Source organism: Sorangium sp. So ce295, from assembly GCF_051527405.1.
Taxonomy (GTDB): domain Bacteria; phylum Myxococcota_A; class Polyangia; order Polyangiales; family Polyangiaceae; genus Sorangium; species Sorangium cellulosum_B.
In genome coordinates this window covers 3,573,333-3,591,612 of the sequence record NZ_CP150324.1, presented here as the reverse complement: position 1 = coordinate 3,591,612, position 18,280 = coordinate 3,573,333, and the positions used below count along the sequence as shown (strand labels likewise).

The 18,280-nt window shown below is 72.1% G+C and carries 13 protein-coding genes; 3 read left to right on the top strand and 10 right to left on the bottom strand.

Annotated features, from left to right (window positions below; all coding sequences use genetic code 11):
* Nucleotides 1-74: 74 nt before the first annotated feature.
* On the bottom strand, nt 75-1,067 hold the full coding sequence (locus tag WMF11_RS13795; protein ID WP_437908870.1) for a hypothetical protein: 993 nt from the start codon (nt 1,065-1,067) through the stop codon (nt 75-77).
* Nucleotides 1,068-1,268: 201 nt separating this feature from the next.
* Here WMF11_RS13795 and hisD point away from each other — a divergent pair, with 201 nt between their 5' ends.
* Nucleotides 1,269-2,651 carry a histidinol dehydrogenase gene (gene hisD, locus WMF11_RS13790; protein WP_437908869.1) on the top strand — a complete coding sequence of 461 codons (1,383 nt, stop codon included), beginning with the start codon at nt 1,269-1,271 and terminating at the stop codon, nt 2,649-2,651.
* A 169-nt stretch (nt 2,652-2,820) separates the two neighbouring features.
* Here the strand turns inward: hisD and WMF11_RS13785 are convergent, their stop codons facing one another.
* Complete coding sequence (locus WMF11_RS13785; RefSeq protein ID WP_272103306.1) at nt 2,821-3,750, bottom strand: DUF4388 domain-containing protein; 930 nt, start codon at nt 3,748-3,750, stop codon at nt 2,821-2,823.
* A gap of 362 nt (nt 3,751-4,112) precedes the next feature.
* Between WMF11_RS13785 and WMF11_RS13780 the strand changes: the two genes are divergently transcribed.
* Nucleotides 4,113-5,195 carry an L-erythro-3,5-diaminohexanoate dehydrogenase gene (locus tag WMF11_RS13780; protein WP_437908867.1) on the top strand — a complete coding sequence of 361 codons (1,083 nt, stop codon included), beginning with the start codon at nt 4,113-4,115 and terminating at the stop codon, nt 5,193-5,195.
* 72 nt (nt 5,196-5,267) lie between these two features.
* On the opposite strand, the gene WMF11_RS13775 is transcribed toward WMF11_RS13780, so the two are convergent.
* The 6 genes from WMF11_RS13775 to WMF11_RS13750 form a co-directional block, all read right to left on the bottom strand.
* On the bottom strand, nt 5,268-7,484 hold the full coding sequence (locus WMF11_RS13775; RefSeq protein ID WP_437908866.1) for an ATP-binding protein: 2,217 nt from the start codon (nt 7,482-7,484) through the stop codon (nt 5,268-5,270).
* 107 nt (nt 7,485-7,591) lie between these two features.
* The gene (locus tag WMF11_RS13770) at nt 7,592-7,966 is read right to left on the bottom strand and encodes a hypothetical protein (RefSeq protein WP_437552295.1); all 375 of its coding nucleotides are present in this window, start codon (nt 7,964-7,966) and stop codon (nt 7,592-7,594) included.
* 4 nt (nt 7,967-7,970) lie between these two features.
* Nucleotides 7,971-11,708 (bottom strand): sigma 54-interacting transcriptional regulator, encoded by a 3,738-nt coding sequence (locus tag WMF11_RS13765; RefSeq protein ID WP_437977789.1) that lies wholly within the window; start codon nt 11,706-11,708, stop codon nt 7,971-7,973.
* 96 nt (nt 11,709-11,804) lie between these two features.
* Nucleotides 11,805-12,683: a DUF2520 domain-containing protein gene (locus WMF11_RS13760; protein ID WP_437552293.1), complete on the bottom strand. Its 879-nt coding sequence runs from the start codon at nt 12,681-12,683 to the stop codon at nt 11,805-11,807.
* Nucleotides 12,680-13,342: a nicotinate (nicotinamide) nucleotide adenylyltransferase gene (gene nadD / locus WMF11_RS13755; RefSeq protein ID WP_437977788.1), complete on the bottom strand. Its 663-nt coding sequence runs from the start codon at nt 13,340-13,342 to the stop codon at nt 12,680-12,682. The genes WMF11_RS13760 and nadD overlap by 4 nt, the downstream gene beginning before the upstream one ends.
* A complete protein-coding gene (locus WMF11_RS13750) occupies nt 13,326-13,943 on the bottom strand; it encodes a hypothetical protein (RefSeq protein WP_231864811.1) in 618 nt (205 codons plus the stop codon). The genes nadD and WMF11_RS13750 overlap by 17 nt, the downstream gene beginning before the upstream one ends.
* 284 nt (nt 13,944-14,227) lie before the next feature.
* Here WMF11_RS13750 and WMF11_RS13745 point away from each other — a divergent pair, with 284 nt between their 5' ends.
* Nucleotides 14,228-15,502: a (2Fe-2S)-binding protein gene (locus WMF11_RS13745; RefSeq protein WP_437977787.1), complete on the top strand. Its 1,275-nt coding sequence runs from the start codon at nt 14,228-14,230 to the stop codon at nt 15,500-15,502.
* Nucleotides 15,503-15,542: 40 nt separating this feature from the next.
* Here the strand turns inward: WMF11_RS13745 and WMF11_RS13740 are convergent, their stop codons facing one another.
* Entirely contained in the window at nt 15,543-16,274 is a 732-nt protein-coding gene (locus WMF11_RS13740; RefSeq protein ID WP_437552289.1) for a heme exporter protein CcmB, read from the bottom strand.
* The gene (speA, locus tag WMF11_RS13735) at nt 16,271-18,214 is read right to left on the bottom strand and encodes a biosynthetic arginine decarboxylase (protein ID WP_437908858.1); all 1,944 of its coding nucleotides are present in this window, start codon (nt 18,212-18,214) and stop codon (nt 16,271-16,273) included. The genes WMF11_RS13740 and speA overlap by 4 nt, the downstream gene beginning before the upstream one ends.
* Nucleotides 18,215-18,280: the final 66 nt, after the last annotated feature.

Sequence of the window (18,280 nt, the reverse complement as noted above, 5' to 3'; positions counted from 1 at the left end):
GCGGAAGCGCGCTCAGGTGCGCTGAGCACCGAAAACGTCGAGATGGGCCCGTATCCGAAGCGGGTGGCCGCCGCTCACAAGCCGCCGACCGCGGGCACCGGCTGCGGCTTTCCGGCGTGGATCACCGCGCAGCGGACGGTCGTCGACGAGGTCGGCGCGCTCGCCCGCCCGCCACCCAGGACGAGCGTGCCGAAGATGTTGCGCGCCGCCGCATCGACCTCCGCGGCGCCGCGCGGCGGCACCGGGTTCCCGCTCGCGTCGAACACCGTCACCGCCTGCACGACGCCGCGGGCGATCTCGCCCTCCGGGAAGGACATCATCACCGTGGCGCGGACGTAGGCCGAAGAGCCCTCGACGATCCCGAAGCTGTATGGCTTCTTCGCGAAAGCGCCGCAGAAGCCGCTCGTACCCATGCCACCGTCGGGCCCGTAGTTCGCCGATGCCCACTGCCCGACGTTGACCGTGAGCCCGCTCTCACCCGAGCCCTGCGCGTACTGGACGCACTGGGCGAGCGCTGGATCCCACATCGCGCCCGTTGGGCAGCGCCCTACCTTCGCGCACGCCTGGCCGGTCCAGACCTCGTCGCGCGCGCAGGTCTGCGAGAGGGGCACGCACGCGGCGGTCGGACCGTCGACGACGAGCTCCTGGCCGGGCGGGCATCCGAGCTTCTGCCCGGCGCCGACCGCGACGCCGATGTTGGTCGCCACCTGCTCGCGCGACACGCAGTAACCCGTGCTCTGGTCGATCTCGTCGCCGGGCCGGCAGCGATCGGGAGCGCACCCGCCGGCCTCGTAGTGGCGACCCACGCCGCAATAGGCGTTCGCCGCCTGGGGCGTGAGGCACTGGCCCGCGACCGAGAGGTAGCCCTTCAGGCATCGGCAGCGGTTCTGCTTCGTGTCGAAGCCGGCGCCGTCGCTGCACGACGAGATCGAGCAGCGGCAGCTGCTGCCCTGGCAGATCTTGAGGAAGCAGGAGTTCTCCGGGCAACCGACGAGCACGGCAGGCGCCAGCGCGAGGAGCACGACCGAGAGCGCGGTTGAGGCGAGACCAAACGAGCCGGACCGCATCAGGCGACCCTACTCGATCCGCTCAGGCCGGGGAACTCGGGGAGCGACGCGCGGCAGCCGCCGCAATGCGCGGCAGCCGCCGCGATGCGCTGACGCGGCCGCGGCGCGCGCCGCGCGGCCGACGTACCGGCGGCCGGGGTGGTGTGGTACGGGGTGTCGCCGTCGACGCGGAGATTCCACCGCGCCGGTCCATATCAAGCCATGCTGCCCATCTACATCGAAGGTTCGCCTCAGTTCGAGTCCACCCTGTCAGCCCTGCGCACCCGCGGCACGGGCGACCTCGCGAACGTCACGCCGGCCGTGACCGAGATCATCGACAACGTGCGGCGTGGGGGGACGTCCGCCGTGCTCGGCTACATCGAGAAGTTCGAGCGGAGAACGTCGAAGGCGCTCGTCCGCCACGCAGGCCCCGAGGCGGAGGGCGGCTTCGGCGGAGCCGAGGCGCTCGCGAGGCTCTCGCCGGAGGTCCGCGCCGCGCTCGAGACCGCGGCAGCGAGGATCGCGCGTTACCATGAGCGGCAGCGCGACGCGGGCGACCTCGGCCCCGCGAACGTGGCGGCGAACGGGCCCGCGCTGCAGGCCGGCTTCAGCTACGAGGAGGAGGGCGTCCTGCTGGGCATGCGCGTGCGCCCGCTGCGCCGGGTCGGCGTCTACGCGCCGGGCGGCAAGGCCCGCTATCCCTCCAGCGTGCTCATGTCGGCCATCCCCGCGCGCATCGCCGGCGTGCGGGAGATCGTCCTCGCGAGCCCGTCGGCCGACGACGCAACGCTCGCCGCGGCGCACCTCTCCGGCGTGACGACCCTGCTCGACGCGGGCGGCGCGCAGGCGATCGCGGCCATGGCCTACGGGCTCCCGGAGCTCACGCCGGTCGACAAGATCGTGGGGCCCGGCAACGCCTACGTCGCCTGCGCGAAGAAGCTGGTCTTCGGGGATGTGTCGATCGACGGCATCACCGGGCCGAGCGAGATCCTCGCGCTCGCCGACGAATCCGCGGATCCCCGGCTCGTCGCCGCCGATCTGCTCTCGCAGGCCGAGCATGACGAGGCGTCCTACGCCCTGCTCGCGACGACCTCCGCGAAGCTGGCGGAGGCGGTCGCGCGCGAGCTCGACGCGGCGCTCCCCGAGCTCACGCGTCGCACGATCGTGCAGGCGTCGCTCTCGACGCACGCGGCGGCGCTGGTCGTCGGCTCGCGCGCCCGCCTCGCCGAGATCGCCGATCAGCTCGCGGTCGAGCACGTGGCCTTCCACGTCGCCGACGCCGAGGGGTTGTTCTCGGAGATCGGCACGCTCGGCGCCGCGCTGCTCGGCGACCTCACCCCGGTCGCCGCGGGCGACTACCTCGCGGGGCCGTCCCACGTCCTCCCGACCGGCGGCTCAGCCCGCTTCGGCGCGCCGCTCGGGGTCTACGACTTCGTGACGCGCGCGAGCCTCATCCGGTACTCGGGCGCGGCGCTCCGGACGCAAGGCCCGATCATCGAGAAGCTGGCCCTGGCCGAGGGCCTGCAGGCGCACGCCCGCGCCGTGTCGCTCCGCCTCGCGAGCAAGGCGATCGACCCCGCGAAGCGCGGCACGTCGCAGTCCTGACGCCGCGCTGCCGCCCTGCGCGCCGCGCCCTCGGGAGCGCGGCGCGCGAGGACGCGCTGTCGACCGCGCTCCCCTGACCTATCGATCTCGGTTCAGCCGAGCACCGCGCGCGCGCCGCCGCGATCGGCCGCCTTGCGCGGCCTCGCGGCGACGTGCGCTCCCGCCAGGCTCACTCGGCGCGGAGGTAGCCCGCGTTGATCATCTTCAACACGGACTGCGCGGTCTCCAGATCCGTCGCGGGGCTCTTGTTGAGGACCATCGCGAGGTGCCCGTGGTTGTAGACGACCTGGAGGACGTCGAGATCGACGGGCGAGAGATCGCGGAGCTGCGGCTTGAGCGGCTGGGGGATGACCAGGCGCGCCGACAGGTCCGGGAGCTGGTGGCGGATGTTGTTCAGCTCGTCGATCTGCCGGAGCCCCTCCATGAGGAGCTCCTGCACCGTCGCGCTGATCTCGCCGGTCATGACCCGCTCCTCGGCCGCCTCGAGGTCGAACGTCCCGCCGGCCCAGGTGAGGATCCGGTAGACACTCTTCAGCGGCGGGACGTCGGTCAGATCGTTGATGGTCGCAAAGGTCACGATGCCCTTGCGCAGGTAGATCTTGCCGACATCGTCGTCGGAGCGGACCACGAGGACGCCGCTCTTCTTCGATGTGCCGAAGAGCTGCAGCAGATCCGGGAGCGGGATCTCGTCGATCGACCCGGACATCGACCGGGTCTGACCGCTCCTCAGCGATGGTTCGTCCATCCGTTTCCGCGCCGGCGGCGCGCCCGGGTCGGTGGAGACGACCTTGAGGATGCTGGTGCCGATGAGCACCCGATCGCCCTCCTTCAGGGTCGTCTTCTTGATCTTCTCGCCGTTGACGAACGTTCCGTTCGTCGAGCCGAGATCCTCGATCACAATCGACTGTTCGGTGCAGGCAATCCGGGCATGGCGCCGGGAGACCATGTCCTCGACGAGGACCATGTCGAGGTCGCTGGAGCGACCCACGACGATCTCCTGCTGCTCCCCGAGGGGGAATTCGCCGCCTTGGTACTTCCCGGAGATGAAGCGCAACGCTAGTTGCCGCGTTGCCGACACCTTGGGAGCGTGGTTATCCATCGCAGGGAGTAAAAACCTTCGTGCGCTTACGAGAGCGCCAGCAGGGGGCAAAGCTTAGTTTCACCGAGCAAAGGTGGTCAAGAGATCCGGTCCGTTCTTTCAAATGAGTCGGCTCGTCCGATCCTGACGCAACGCGCCGGCCCCCCTCCCTCGGCCGCCACAGAGGCGCGCCGCGGGGGTAGGGGCCAACGTACCCGGCGCACGCGAGTGTATCCAATTTGAGGGAAAGAGGGCGATTGGCTCCGTCGAAACGGTCGGCACCGCCATTTTCCGAGGCCACCGGGCCCCGGGCGGTGCGCCGGGCCGCCTCAGCGAGGAATCCTGCGGTCGTTCGGCTCATTGCCCTTGCTTTCGAGCCCGGCATGTTGAACGGCCTCGGCGTGAGCTCCGAAGCGACGCGACCCACCCTCTCCGCAGGCGATCCGCTGGGCACGCACCGCGTGCTCGATCCACCGGGGGCCATGCCGCAGCCGGCGGAGCGGCTGGACGCCGACGCCTCGCGCCACTTCGAGACCGAGATCGTCGTCGATGTGCAGACGCTGAACATCGACGCCGCGAGCTTCCGCCAGATGGAGGAGGCCTCCGGCGGCAGCCCGGACGGCGTGGCCCAGCTCGTCCTCGAGACGGTGGCGCGCCGGGGCAAGCAGCACAACCCGGTCACCGGCTCGGGCGGCATGCTGCTCGGCGTCGTGCGTCGGGTCGGCTCGCTCGCCGAGCACCGCGGCGTCGCCGTCGGCGATCGCATCGCGACGCTCGCGTCGCTCTCGCTCACGCCGCTCTCGCTCCGCCGGATCATCACCGTGCGGCCCGCGTCCGCGCAGATCGACGTCGAGGGCACCGCGATCCTCTTCGGGTCGGCGCCGCTCGCCCGGATGCCGACCGACATGCCGGAGCGGCTCGCCCTCGCGCTGCTCGACGTCGCCGGCGCCGCGCCTCAGGTGGCGCGCCTCGCCGGCCCGCGCGACAGCGTCGTGGTGCTCGGCGCGGGCGGGAAATCGGGCCTCCTGTGCGCGGCCGAGGCGCGGCGCTGCGTCGGCCGCGCCGGGCGCGTCATCGGGATCGAGGCGTCGCCGGGGCTCGCCGGCGATCTGCGCTCGCTCGCGATCTGCGACCACGTCGCGGTCCTCGACGCGCGCGACCCCCTCGCCGTGCGCGACGCCGTGCTGCCGTTCACCGGCGACGCGGGCGCCGATCTCACGCTCTCGTGCGTGAACGTCCCGGGCGTGGAGCTCAGCGCCATCGTCGCCACGCGCGATCGCGGCAAGACGTACTTCTTCGCGATGAGCACGAGCTTCACCGCCGCCGCTCTGGGGGCCGAGGGGATCGGCAAGGACGTGGACCTCTACATCGGCAACGGCTACGCCCACGGACACGCCGAGCACACGCTCGCGCTCGTGCGCGAGCATCCCGCGCTCGAGCGGCTCATGACGTCGCGCTACGGCTGAGCGCCCTGCTCGACGCGACGCGCGCAGCGCGCACGCGCCGAGACGCTGCGGGCGCTTCCGGGGTCACCCGCTTCAGCCGGGCCGCTCCTGAGGGGCCGGCTCGGCGGGCGCCAGCGCCGCGGGCGACGGCTGCGGCGCGCTCAGCTTGTCGACGGCGGCCGGGAGGATCACGGCGAAGGTGCTCCCCTTCCCCTCGTACGACCGGACCTCGATGCGACCGCCGGCGCTCTGCGCGATGCGCTGGCTGATGGACAGGCCGAGCCCCGTCCCCTTGTCCTTCGTCGTGAAGAACGGCAGGAAGATGTTCGCGAGCACCTTCTGGGAGATCCCGGGGCCGTTGTCGGTGACGTTGAGCTCGACGAACGGCTCGTCCGAGCCCGAGCCGGGCCGCGTGCCGCGGCCGAAGCGGACGCGCGTCGAGATCACCACCTTGCCCCGGCCCTTCATGGCCTGAACGGCGTTTCGGAACAGGTTCATCAGCACCTGCCGCAGCTGCTCTGGATCGATGGCGACGCGGGGGAGGTCGGGATCGAGCGTGACCTCGACCTCGAGCTGGTCGTTCCTGCGCTCGATCGAGAGCACCTGCAGGGTGCGGCGCACGATCGCGTTCACGTCGGTCGGGACGGCCGAGCCCTGCGCCGGCCGCGCGAGATCGAGCACCGAGCCCACGACGCGATCGAGCCGATCGACCTCCTCGAGGATGATCCCGAGGAACTCGCGCGACGCCGCGTCGATCTGCGCTTCCGGTACGGGATCGGCGAGCAGCTGCGCCGCCCCCTTGATCGCGCCGAGCGGGTTCCTGATCTCGTGCGCGAGCCCGGCCGCCATCTGGCCGAGGAGCGCGAGCCGGTCGCGCTCCTTCATCTGCGCGTAGAGCCGCGAGTTCTCCAGGACGACGCCGATCTGCGCGGCGAGCGTCTCGAGCAGGGTCAGCTCCTCGGGAGAGAACGCGTCGCGCACGCGCGTGTCCGCCACGACCAGGAGCCCGATCGGCTCGCCCTGCTCGTCGCGCGCGCACAGCACCACGCCCGAGCACAGGCTGCCGAGCACCTCGGCCGCCGCGAGCACCGCGTCCTCGGGGACCTGGGGCCGAACCTCCGTCCGCCGCGCGAAGTTGCCGTCGTCGTCCGCGTCGCTCTGGCTGCGTCGCGCCCGCCGCTCGCGCGCCTCCCGCTCCAGCTCCTCCATCGCGAGCGGCCCCCGGTCGAGGCGATCGAGCAGCGCCCTCGCGGTCGCCACCTCGATCCGCTCGGGGACCCGCGGCCCGAGCGAGGCCAGCCGGTCGAAGCCCGTCCCGTCCTGATCGCGCAGGTAGAGCGCCGCCGCGGTGACCCGGCGCGACTGCTCGAGCGCGCTCATCACGATCGAGCCCATCTCGTCCACCTCGAGCGTGTGCACGAGGCGCCGCCGGGCCTCCGCGAGCGAGCGGTCGAGATCGAACCGCTCCCGCAAGAAGAGGCGCTGGAGCTGCTCCTCGACGCGCTCCCGCAACGGGTCGAACAGCACCAGGATGACGATCGCGGCGAGCACCGCGTTCAGGTACATCGTGTTGAAGCCGCCGATGAACGTGAGCAGGAGATAGAAGATCAGCGCGATCAGGAACGCGACCGCCGTGGCGACGAGCAGGCGCGCGAGCATCTCGTAGGCGTCGAGCAGGCGCTCGTGACGGAGCGCCTGGGCGAGGACGAACAGGAACACGATCGAGAGCGCCGCGCCCACGGGCGGCGGCTCCGCGCCGAGGAACCAGGCGAAGTCGGCGACGCTGGCGAGCCCGGCGAGCGCGCCGATCACCACGAGGAACCGCACGCGGCGCTGCGTCGCGCGCGAGGAGCTCTGCTTGCCGCGCTGGCCGAGCGTGTACAGCCCCGCGGTGAGCAGCGCGAAGACGTAGAGGAAAATGCAGCCGCGCGTGAGCCAGTCGAGCCACGAGCCCGGCTCCCGGCTCACCAGCACGAGGACGAACAGCGGGATGACGAGCACCCCCGCGAACCGGAGCAGCCGCGAGCGCCGATCCGGGTCATGGGGGATCATCGCCTCGAAGAGCTGCAGCGCGAACTGCGGGAGCAGCACGGCGAGGATCGCCGTGAAGCGCTCCCAGATCGAGGCCTGAAAGAAGCCGAAGAGCGACTGCGAGAGGTACCAGAGCCCGACGTCGGCGGCGAACGCGGCGAAGAAGAGGTGGACGCGGCGGACGCGACCTCGCAGCAGCGTCGACGCCGCGATGGCGAGGGCGAGGGCCCCGCAGACCAGGGTCGTCCGTGTGCGGAGATCGATCCCGAGCGGCGCCACGCGCGAAGGCTACCGCGGCGAGCCGCGCGGCGACCGCAAAACGCGTCGGGGAGCGGCGCCGGGCGGCGCCGGGGCGCGGACGCGCTCAGGCCGCCCGGGCGCGCGGCTCAGCGCGTCCCGTCGCTCTCGGAGGGAGTGGCGTCGCGTCTGTCCGCGCTGCTGGGGCTCCACGGGAGCGGGTCCGGGTTGCAGCGCTCCTGGGATCGCACCTCGATCGTCGTGGGCGCGCCGTCACCGCTGGACGGCGGCGCGACGTCGCGCGGCGGGAGCGACGCAGGCGTGACGAAGTCGGAGACGGGTACGACGACATCGCCGTCGGCGCCCTCGCTCGATCCGGACGCTTCTTCGGAGATCATCGGGTCGAGATCGCTCCACGCTTCGACGCTCTGCTCCTCGTGCTCAGGGGACGCGATCGCGCAGCCCGCCAGCAGCAGAGGCGCCGCGAAGCCCCCCGAGAGCCAACTCCTCCAGCAACCTCGCATCACTTCAATCCTCCGAAGTCCCGCCAAAGCCATACTGTTTGACAAGCTGGGAAAGCCGCGGGCGCTTCATGCCCAGGAGCACGGCGGCGCGCGTGATGTTCCCACGACTTTCGTCGAGCGCCCTGGCAACGCACTCGCGCTCGATCTCGCGCTTCATGTCGCTGAGGCTGACCCCTCCGCGGACGTGAGCGTACGCGAGCTCCAGCGGCGTGCGATCCACGGGCATCGACGGGGGATGTGCCATCAGCGTCGCCTGATCGGGCGCCGACGCGCGTGGCCCGCTGGACGGCTCTCTGGGCGCGTCTCTGGACGACTCTCTCGACGATTCTCTGAACGATTCTTTCAACGATTCTTTCAACGAGTCTTTCAACGAGTCTTTCAACGAGTCTACGGCAGGGTGCATGCCAGCCCTCGGCGTCATCGGAGCGCTCACCAGCTCCACGGCGTCGAGCTCCCGCAGCCCTTCGACGTTCGTCGTGAAATCCTCGAGATCGATCACCTCGCCGTCCGCGAAGATCGCCGCGGCGCGCAGGGCGTTCTCGAGCTCGCGCACGTTCCCCGGCCAGGAGTGCCGCGACAGCGCCTCGATGGCCCGGCTGGACAGGCGCTTCGGCGCCACGCCACGCTCGCCGCCGATCCTCTCCAGGATCGCGGCCGCGATCGCGGGCAGATCCCGCGGCCGATGGCGCAGCGCGGGGACCTCCAGGACGACCTGCCGGAGCCGGTAATAGAGATCTTCCCGGAACTCGCCCCGGGCAACCATCGCACGCAGGTCGCGGTGGGTCGCGCAGAGGATCCGTACGTTCGCGCGCAGCGGCGTGACACCCCCGACCCGCTCGAAGGTCTTGTCCTGCAGGACGCGTAGCAGCGCGACCTGCGTGCGCGGCGAGATGTCCCCGATCTCGTCGAGGAAGAGCGTTCCCCCCTCGGCGAGCTCGAAGCGCCCGCGACGGCGCGACGCCGCGCCGGTGAACGACCCCTTCTCGTGGCCGAACAGCTCCGAGAGCAGCAGCGTCTCGACCAGGGCGGCGCAGTTGACCTTGATCAGCGGGCCCGCGCGCCGCGCGCTCACCTCGTGGATCGCCTCGGCGACGAGCTCCTTTCCGGTGCCGCTCTCGCCGTGGATCAACACGGTCGCGTCGCTCGCGCCGACCTTCTCGATCTGGTGGATGAGGCTGAGCAGCGCCGGCGTCGTCCCGACCATCCGCTTGATCGCGGGGCCGGCGCTCGCCGGCCTCGGGGCGCGAGCCGCCCCCCTGGCGCACCCGGCGCACGCGCTGGAGCCGCAGAGCTCGCAGCCCCTCGGCTCCGCCTCGGCGGCGCTGCGCGCGCACGCCTCCAGCCGGGCGAGCTCGGCGAAGCTCCGGCGCGCGAGGAACTTGCGCGAGATCTCGGGCGGGAGCGACTCGGCGATGCGATCGCGGAGGTCGATCGCCGCCTCCAGGTGCGAGCGCCCCGCCGAGGGCTCGTCCTCGGAGGCGCGCGACGCGCGGTCCCCGGCGGACGACGCGTGGTGCAGGAGCACGTGCGCCTCCAGGGCGCACTCATGGCTGTGGGCCCGGCGCGACAGCGCGAGCGCCTCCGCGGCGATCTTCCCGAACGGCGCGCCGGCGGCGCGGGAGCACATCGCCTCGAGGAGGGCGATCTCGGCGCGGTGCCGGTCGGAGGTCGCCTCGGCGCGCGCCCGCTGGATCATCTGGCCGGCCTGCAGGAGGTCGCCGTCGTGCAGCGCGATGCGGGCGGCGATCGCGTAGCACTCGCCGAGCTTCGAGCCGGCGCCGCAGGCGAAGGCGGCCGTGAGCTCGGACCAGGCGTCCACCGTGCGGCGGCACTCGAGGTGGATCTGCGCCGCGACGTAGGCGACGTGCGTGATCCGAACGCCAGGGATGACGTGGCCGCAGGCCTTCCGCGCGAACGCGAGCGCCTGCTCGGCCTCCTCGATCAGCCCGAGCTGCAGCCGGATCTCGGCGAGGTTCGTGATGAGGTTCACGAGCGCGACCTTGTCGCCGATCCTCCGGAAGATCTCGATCGCGCGCTCGAAGAGGCGCAAGGCCTCCGGGTACTCGTGCTTCAGGTGGGCGATGACCGCGAGGTTCGTGAGCGCATAGCCGGTCGCCGCGCGCTCGCCGCGCCGCTCGCCCTCCTCGAGCACGCCGGCCAGCATCGTGCGCGCCTCGTCGAGGCGGCCGCTGGAGAGCAGCGCGATGGCGCGGTTCAGCCGGGCGCGCAGCTCGCTCACGTGCTCGCCCGCGCACGCCGCCTCCCACGCGTCGGCCGCGAAGTGCAGCTCCGCCTCGGCCCAGGCCTGCTGCGCGAGCAGCAGCTTGCCGAGGATGTTGCGCGCCTGGAGGCGCGTCGCGATCTCCCCCGCGCCGGCGAGCCCTTCCTCGGCGCGCGCCTTGGCCGCCGCGAGGTCACCCGTCTTGCAGCAGAGCTCCGCCATCTCCACGGCGCCGCGCGCCCGCTCCTCGGGCGTGGCGGCGAGCGAGAGCGCCCGCGAGAGCACCATCGCGGCGGTCGTGAGGTCGCCGCGCGCGCTCGTCGCGCGGCCGCGCACGAGCAGCGCGGCGAACGTCTCCCGCTCGCGCTGGGCCGCGGAGGAGAAGTCGATGGCGAACTCGATGTCGCCGAGCCGGAGCGCGAGCTCCGCCGCGCGGAGCAGCCGCTCGCCCGACGCGGCGCTCCCGCCGGAGAGCGCCCGCATCGTCCGGGCCCAGCGCTGCCAGAAATCGGCGCGCGCCGACGGCTCGCCGACCGAGGAGATCGCGAGCATCGCCGCGGCCTCGGCGCGGTCGTCCTGGCCTAGCGAGGCGAAAAGCTCGCTCGCGCGCGAGAGGCTCCACGGGTCGGACGACTGCTCCTCGAGCGCCTCCGCGATCGCGAACACATCCTCGCGGTCGACGTTGGCCGGGTCGACGACCGCGCGCCGCGCGGCGACCCACCCTCGATCGTCGACCTCGATCAGGCCGAGGGCGGCGAGCTCCTCGGCGACCCCCTGGCACGCCGCCTCCCCCGGCCCGGGCTCCGCGCGCCGCGCCGCGAGCTGACGGAGCTGCGCGCACGGCCAGGGCCGCTGGCTCAGCGCGAGCCGGTCGAGCAGGCGCGCGGCCTCGCGGCTCGGCGGCTGCCGCGCGGGGCGCTGCTCGGGCGGCGCGGCCAGCACGGCGGAGCACCAGCCCTCCAGCGCGTCGAGCCGCTCGATCTTCGCGACGACCCGGCGCTCCGCGTCCGCCGCGAACGCCTCCCAGAAGCGGTGCAGATCGTCCGGCGACGCGATGCCGTCGATCGTGAGCGCGCTCGTCCAGGGCCGCATCGCGCCGTCGCTGCACACGATGACCAGCGCGGAGCACGACCCCTCCGCGATGAGGCGCGTGACCTCCTCCAGCACCAGGCTCCCCCAGCTGGTGGCCTCTCCCTCGGCGACCAGCAGGATCGCGCCTTGCGCGGCGGCGCTGATGCCCTGCGCGGCCGCGGCCGGATCGGCAGAGGTGACAGCGCAGCGAAGCGCGAGATCGCGCCAGGGATCCCGATCCGCGGCGTGCGCGGCCGAGATCAGCGAGCGTCCCGCACCTCGAGCGCGGCGCGCGAGGTGCGAACAAACGGCGTCCAGGACCGGCCGCTGTCCATGGACGTGGAGCACACCACGTGACGCGGCATCACGGACGCGCTCATCGAGCGCCCGGAACCCCCCGGAGTCGCTCGTGATGACAGAAGAAACGCGGGCTGCGGCAACGGATCCCAAGGCAACAAAAGCGTACCTCTCCGCCGGACCTCGCATCAATGGATCCCGCCGTTGAATATAATGAGGCGCCTACCTCACCATAAGAAAATTACAGTATTATTGCCGTGTTCCGTCCAGGACCCGCTGGATGGCGTCGAACGCATCCGCAGGTGCTTCGCCCAGGGCGCGGGCCAGCGGGAGCTGCGTCGCCGCGGCGGCGACGTAGAAAGGTACGAGGTGCGGCGCGAGCCGACAGAGCGTCTCGAGGTGCCGCGCGACGCCGACCGCGTCGCCGCGGCGCACCGGCCCCGTCAGCGCGTCGGGCACGCCGAGGACCTCGACGTTGTCCGCGACCGTGCGGAGCAGCGGGCCGAGCATCTCGGCCGCCGTCCTCCGATCGATGCCCGCGCGCTCGAGCAGATCGACGCCGGCGGCGGCGAGCGCGGCAGCGCCGTTGGCGACCAGGCCCGCCGCCGCGTGGTAGGCGACGCGGTCGAGACCGGAGAACGTGCGCGGCGTCATGCCGAGGCACACCCCGAGCGAGCGAGCGGCGCGCACGGCGGTCGGATCGCCGTCGATGTGGAGCTGGCCACGCTCGAGGAAGGGCGCGAACGAGGGCGAGGCGAACGAGATCATCGGGTGCATCTGCGCGACCGAGACGCGGCCGCCTCGCGCCGCCGCGAGCGCCTCCGGGCCGAGCGCGCCGGCGCAGTGCACCACCGCGACGTCCCTGTGGCCGACGAGCCCGCGGTCGCGCAGCGCCTCGGCGCACGGCGCGATATCCCGATCGCGCACGGCGAGGATCACGAAGTTCGCCTCGATGCGCTCCGACGGCAGGCCGTCCCGCGCCGGCCGAAGGGTCACCCGTAGCCCCGCGTCGCGAATGGCGCGCGCGAGCCCTCGGCCCACCTTGCCGCCGCCATAGATGAACACCTCCAGGAGGGCGTTGTCCTCCGGGTGCACCGGCGACGGGCGCGTGCTGTCCATCTCGCTCATGGGCCGCTCCCGTAAAGGCGGTGCGCGAGCACGTAGTCCAGCACGGCGCGCGGCACGCGCTGGTGGACGGCCTCGAGATCGCCCGCCGCGAGCGCCCGGCGGATGTCGCTGCTCGAGATCCTAGGGAGCTCCACGTCCGCGGGGCGCAGGTGAGGACGATCATCGGCCGGCCCCGCATCGAGGCGCTCCGCGGCGGGCGCGACGACGCCGGAGCGGCCGAGGACGATCGGCGGGGCGAGCTGCTCGATGCGGTCGAAGCGGTGCCACCTCGGTAGATCGGAGAGCACGTCGGCGCCCACGAGCAGGCGCATCGCCCAGTCCAGGTGCGCCGCGGCGAGGTGCTCCAGCGTGCGCAGCGTGAGGCTCTCGCCGCCGAGATCGCGCTCGACGGGCGACACCGACACGCCCGGGAGCCACCCGAGCGCGAGGTGGCACATCGCCAGACGATGCTCGAACGGCACGAGCTCCTTCGAGAAGGGGTGGCGGTAGACAGGGACGACGAGCACCTCGTCGATCGGCGCGATGGAGATCGCGTAGGTGGCCGCGAGGACATGCGCGACGTGGGGCGGGTTGAAGCTGCCCCCGAAGATGGCGACGCGGCGCGCCTCGGGCGCGCGCGCAGCCGGGACGCGGGCGGGCGCATCAACCGTGCGAGCCACCTTGAACCCTCAGCCTGGGGCCAGCGGCGGACGGGCCCACGATCTCGCGCGCCGTCACCGCGCCGCTCGCGTTCATCACCTCGATCCGCACGCCGCCCTGCCCGTCGTCGAGGAGCGCCGTGCCGCCGTCGGAGCCGATCGGCCCCGGAGAGAAGAACGTCCGCGAGCCGACCTTCTTGATGAGCGGCTCCGGGCTCTTGCCGAAGACGAGGAGCGACGCCGCCACGATGTCCTCCTCGTCGAGCGCGGCCTTGTCGAACACGAAGAGCGCGACGCGCCCGTCCAGGATCTCGATGGTGCGCCGGCCGGACGGCAGGCTCATCAGCACCCGGAGGCGCAGCCGAGCGCGCTCGGACGCCACGAAGGCGTCGATCTGGTCCGGGGTCGCGGCCGCGCACCGAGCGGCCCGATCGAACAGCGCGCCCTCGGTGGGGTCCGCGCCGACCAGGCGCTGCGCCCAGCCCACGACGACCCGGTCGAGCGCGTCGTCCTCGGCGACGTAGATGACCCGCTCGGCGTGGCCTTCGTCGAGCAGGTGCTGCGCGCCGCGAGCGAGCGCGGGCAGATCACCCTGAGCAGGGCCGAGGACGCCGAGGCGCATCGGAGACAGCATAGATCACCGCGCGAAGGTGAGGACACCTTCTCCACTCCGCCCGCTCTGGGCTTCCCTCGCCTCGGCTCCCCCCATTGCGTCCCATTGCCTCCCATGATTCCCGCGCCTCCCGCGCCTCCCGCGCCTCCCGTGATTGGGCGCCTCCGCGCATCGGGCTCCTGCCGCCGGCGCTCGTCTGTCTTTCCCTGCTCCGGCCTCTCTCCGTCTCTCTCCTCCTGCTTGCTCCCGCGCCCTCCTCTGCCGGCGCGGCGCGCGTCTGCTAGCGTCCGCCCATGTTTCGGCGAGCTCGCGCGCTCCAGCACCCGGTCACCATCACCCTCGACGGGGCGGACGTCCCGGCGGAGCGGGGCGAGCCCCTGGCCGTGGCGCTGATCGCCTCCGGGCGCGTGACGCTCGCGCGGAGCCCGAAGCTGCACCGTCCCAGGGCGCCGACCTGCCTGCGCGGAGGCTGCGACGGCTGCCTCGCGCGGGTCGATGGCGTGCCCAACGTCATGACCTGCCTGCGACCGGCGGCCGGTGGAGAGCGCATCGAGGTGCAGAACGTCGTGGGCTCGCGGCAGGCCGACCTGCTCCAGGTGACCGACTGGTTCTTCCCGCAGGGGATCGACCACCACCACCTGATGGCCGGCGTCCCCGGCCTGTCCGGGGTCATGCAGTCGATCGCGCGCAAGCTGGCGGGGCTCGGGCAGCTGCCGAGCGCGGCGCTCCCCCCCGAGCGCGCCGCGCGGCTCGACGTGGACGCGGCCGTGATCGGCGCCGGGCCCGCGGGCGTGGCGGCCGCGTCGGCGCTCTCGGCGCGCGGCCTCCGCGTGGCGCTTGTCGACGACGGGCTCGCCCCCGGCGGATCGCTCGCCGGCGCGCCGCGCCGCGCGGCGGAGCTCCTCGCGCGATACCCGCTCGACGGCGTCCGCGTGCTCCGCCGTCACGTGGCCGCCGGCGTCTACCTCGGCGAGCTCCTGGTCGCCGGCGACGCGGGCGCGACCGTGATCAGGGCGCCCGCCAAGGTCTTCGCCACCGGGGCGCACGACGGCGTCGCGGCGTTTCCGAACAACGATCTGCCCGGGGTCTTCTCGGCGCGCGCGTTCTGCCGGCTCCTCGCGTGCGGCGTCGAGCCGACCGGCCCCGTCGCTCTCGCGGGCGAGGGCCTCTGGGCCGACGAGCTCGCGAGCGCCCTCGGCGACCGCATCGCGGTCCGGATCCCGCTCGCCGCGCTCGCCGCGGTGAACGGGATCTCGCAGGTGAAGAGCGTGACGGTGCGCGACGCGCCGTTCGCCCCCGACAGCCCGACGAGCGACGTCCGGGTCGTGGCCGTCGCGGTGGACGCGCCGGCCGCGCCCGCGTTCGAGGTCGCCGCGCAGGCGGGCGCGCGCGTCGAGATCGACCCGCGCGCGGGGTACGCGGTGCAGGTCGACGCGCGCTGCAAGGCGGGCGACGGCCTGTGGGCGATCGGCGAGTGCACCGGCGCCTCGCTCGATCTCGCCGGCATCGAGCGGGCGGCGACGATCCTCGCCGACGACGTGCTCGCGGCGCGCGGCGCGCCCGCGTGAGCCCGCGGGCGCGCGCGTCGAGATCGACCCGCGCGGCGGCTCAGCCCTCGATGATCAGATCGAAGAGGCCGAGCCCGCCCGCGAGGAACACGACGTCGAACACGCCCATGAGCGCGATGTAGTCGGTGAGCTCGCCGATCGACGCGCCGCCGAAGAGCTCCCGCGTCCCCGCGACCGCGGCGAGCAAGGTGGGCGCGAGCAGCGGGAAGAGCACGCTCGCGAGCACGAGGTCGCGGGCGCGGGTGCGCACGGTCATGGCCCCGAAGAGGGTGCCGCTCGCGGCGATGCCCGGCGTCGCCGCGAGGCAGAAGAGCGCGAGCCCCGGGCCCGTCTTCACGAGATCCACCGCGAAGAGGAGCGCCGCGACCGGGATGATGATCACCTCGACCGCGATCACGAACGCGCAGAGCCCGAGCGCCTTGCCGGCGAAGAGCGCGCTCCTCGCGATGGGCAGCACGAGCAGGCCCGAGAGCGCGCCGTCCTCGCGCTCCCGCTGCCACGTGCGGCTCAGCGCGAGCACCGACGCGAACGCCACGCTCACCCAGATGACCCCGGGCGCGACCCGCTCGGCCGCGTCCTGGCCCGCGTAGAACGCGAGCGACGCGATCACGGCGACGAGCACCGCGAAGAACCCGCTCGTGGTGACGATCTCGCCCGTGGCGAGCTCGATCGCGAGATCCTTCCGCGCGACGAGCGCCGCCTGGCGCGCCCAGCCGGGCCGGCGCCGGGGGAGCGACGCGCGGACCGTGGGCGCCGTGCTCTCCGAGATCACGGCGCGGAGGTGAGGCTCAGGTACGTCTGGTCCTTGAGCCCCCGCTCGTAGTCGGCGAGGAGCCGCATGCCCTCGGTCGGCTTGAGCAGGTCCTGCTTGATCGCGCCGTCCACCTGGGCCTTCACCTTCCCCACGAGATCGCGGTTGTCGTACTGGGTCAGCGCCAGCACCTCGTGGATCTTGTTCCCGGCGATCGTCTCCTCGATGTAGTACCCGCTCTCCTCGTCCTCATCGAGGAAGACGTGCACCTCGTTGACCCGGCCGAAGAGGTTGTGGATGTCGCCCATGATGTCCTGGTACGCGCCGGTCAGGAAGATGCCGACGTAGTACGGCTGGTCGCCCGAGATCGGGTGCAGCGGGAGCGTGTCCTTCACGTCGTTGAGATCGATGAACTTGCTCACCTTGCCGTCGGAGTCGCAGGTGATGTCGACGAGCGTGCTGTCCGCCGCGGGGCGCTCGTTCAGCCGGTGGATCGGCACGATCGGGAAGAGCGCGCCGAGCGCCCAGTGATCGAGCAGCGACTGGAACACCGAGAAGTTGCAGATGTACTGGTCGGCGAGCTGCTTGCGGAGCTCGCCGAGATCGTCCGGCACCTCCTCCGGCTCGAGCGACGACGCGATCTTCTGCATGCCCTCGGCGATCTCCCAGAAGAGGATCTCGACCCGGGCCTTCACGTCGAGGTTGAGGAGGCCGAGCTCGAACATCTTCTGCGCCTCCTCCTTGATCTGGAGCAGGTCGTGCCACGACTCGCCGAGGTTCGGCCCGGAGATGTTGTCCTTGATGTAGAGGAGGTTCTGGATGAGCTTGTGCTCCTCGGTCTGGATGTCGATCGGCGACATCGGCGTCTTCTCGATCGAGCCGAACGCCTGGACGACCAGCACCGAGTGGTGCGCGACGATCGCTCGCCCGGACTCGGAGACGATGTTGGGGTGAGGCACCCGCTCCTCGTCGCAGATGTCGGCGATGTTGTGCACGATGTCGCGCGCGTACTCCTCGACCGAGTAGTTCATCGAGGAGTGGAAGGTCGAGCGCGAGCCGTCGTAGTCGATGGCGAGCCCGCCGCCGACGTCGATGTACTCGATGCGCTGCCCCATCTTGCGGAGCTTGGCGTAGTAGCGCGTCGCCTCGCGCACGGCGCGCTTGATGATCAGGATGTCCGGCACCTGCGAGCCGATATGGAAGTGGAGGAGCTTGAACGAGGAGCTCATGCCCGCCTCGTCCATGATCCTGATCGCCGCGAGGATCTCGGCGGTGGAGAGCCCGAACTTCGCGTTCTCTCCGCCCGAGGTCTTCCACTTGCCCGCCCCCTCGGTCAGCAGCCGCACCCGGAGCCCGATCATCGGCTCGACGTTCATCTCCTTGGCGACGCGGGTGATCATCCGCACCTCGGAGAGCTTCTCCGCGATGAGGATCACCTTCTTGCCGAGCTTGCGCCCGATCAGCGCCGTGCGGATGAAGTTGTCGTCCTTGTAGCCGTTGCAGACGATCAGCGACTCGGGGTCGGTATGGACCGACAGGCCGGCGAACACCTCGGGCTTGGAGCCGACCTCGACGCCGTAGTGGTAGGTCTTTCCCGCGTCGAGGATCTCCTCCACGACCTCCCGGAGCTGGTTCACCTTGATCGGGAACACGCCGCGGTAGGTCCCGCGGAACTTGCTCTCGGCGATCGCCCTGTTGAAGGCCTCGTTGAGCGCCCGCACCCGGTGATGGAGGAGATCCTGGAAGCGGATGAGCAGCGGCGTGCGGAGCCCTTGCTCGAGCGCCGCGTCGACGACGTCGCGGATCGCGATCTTGCTGCCGCGCTCCTGGAGCGGCGCGACCGTGAGGTTGCCGTCCGGGCTCACGTCGAAGTAGCCACGACCCCAGCGGTCGATCATGTAGAGCGACTTGGCGTCTTCGGTCGTCCAGACGTCGGTCTCGGTCTCGTGCGCGCTGCTCACGGTCGTTCTCCTTGGCGGGGGCCGCGGCCGGCGGCGCCCACACCTTCTCTGGGAGTGCCCCCACGA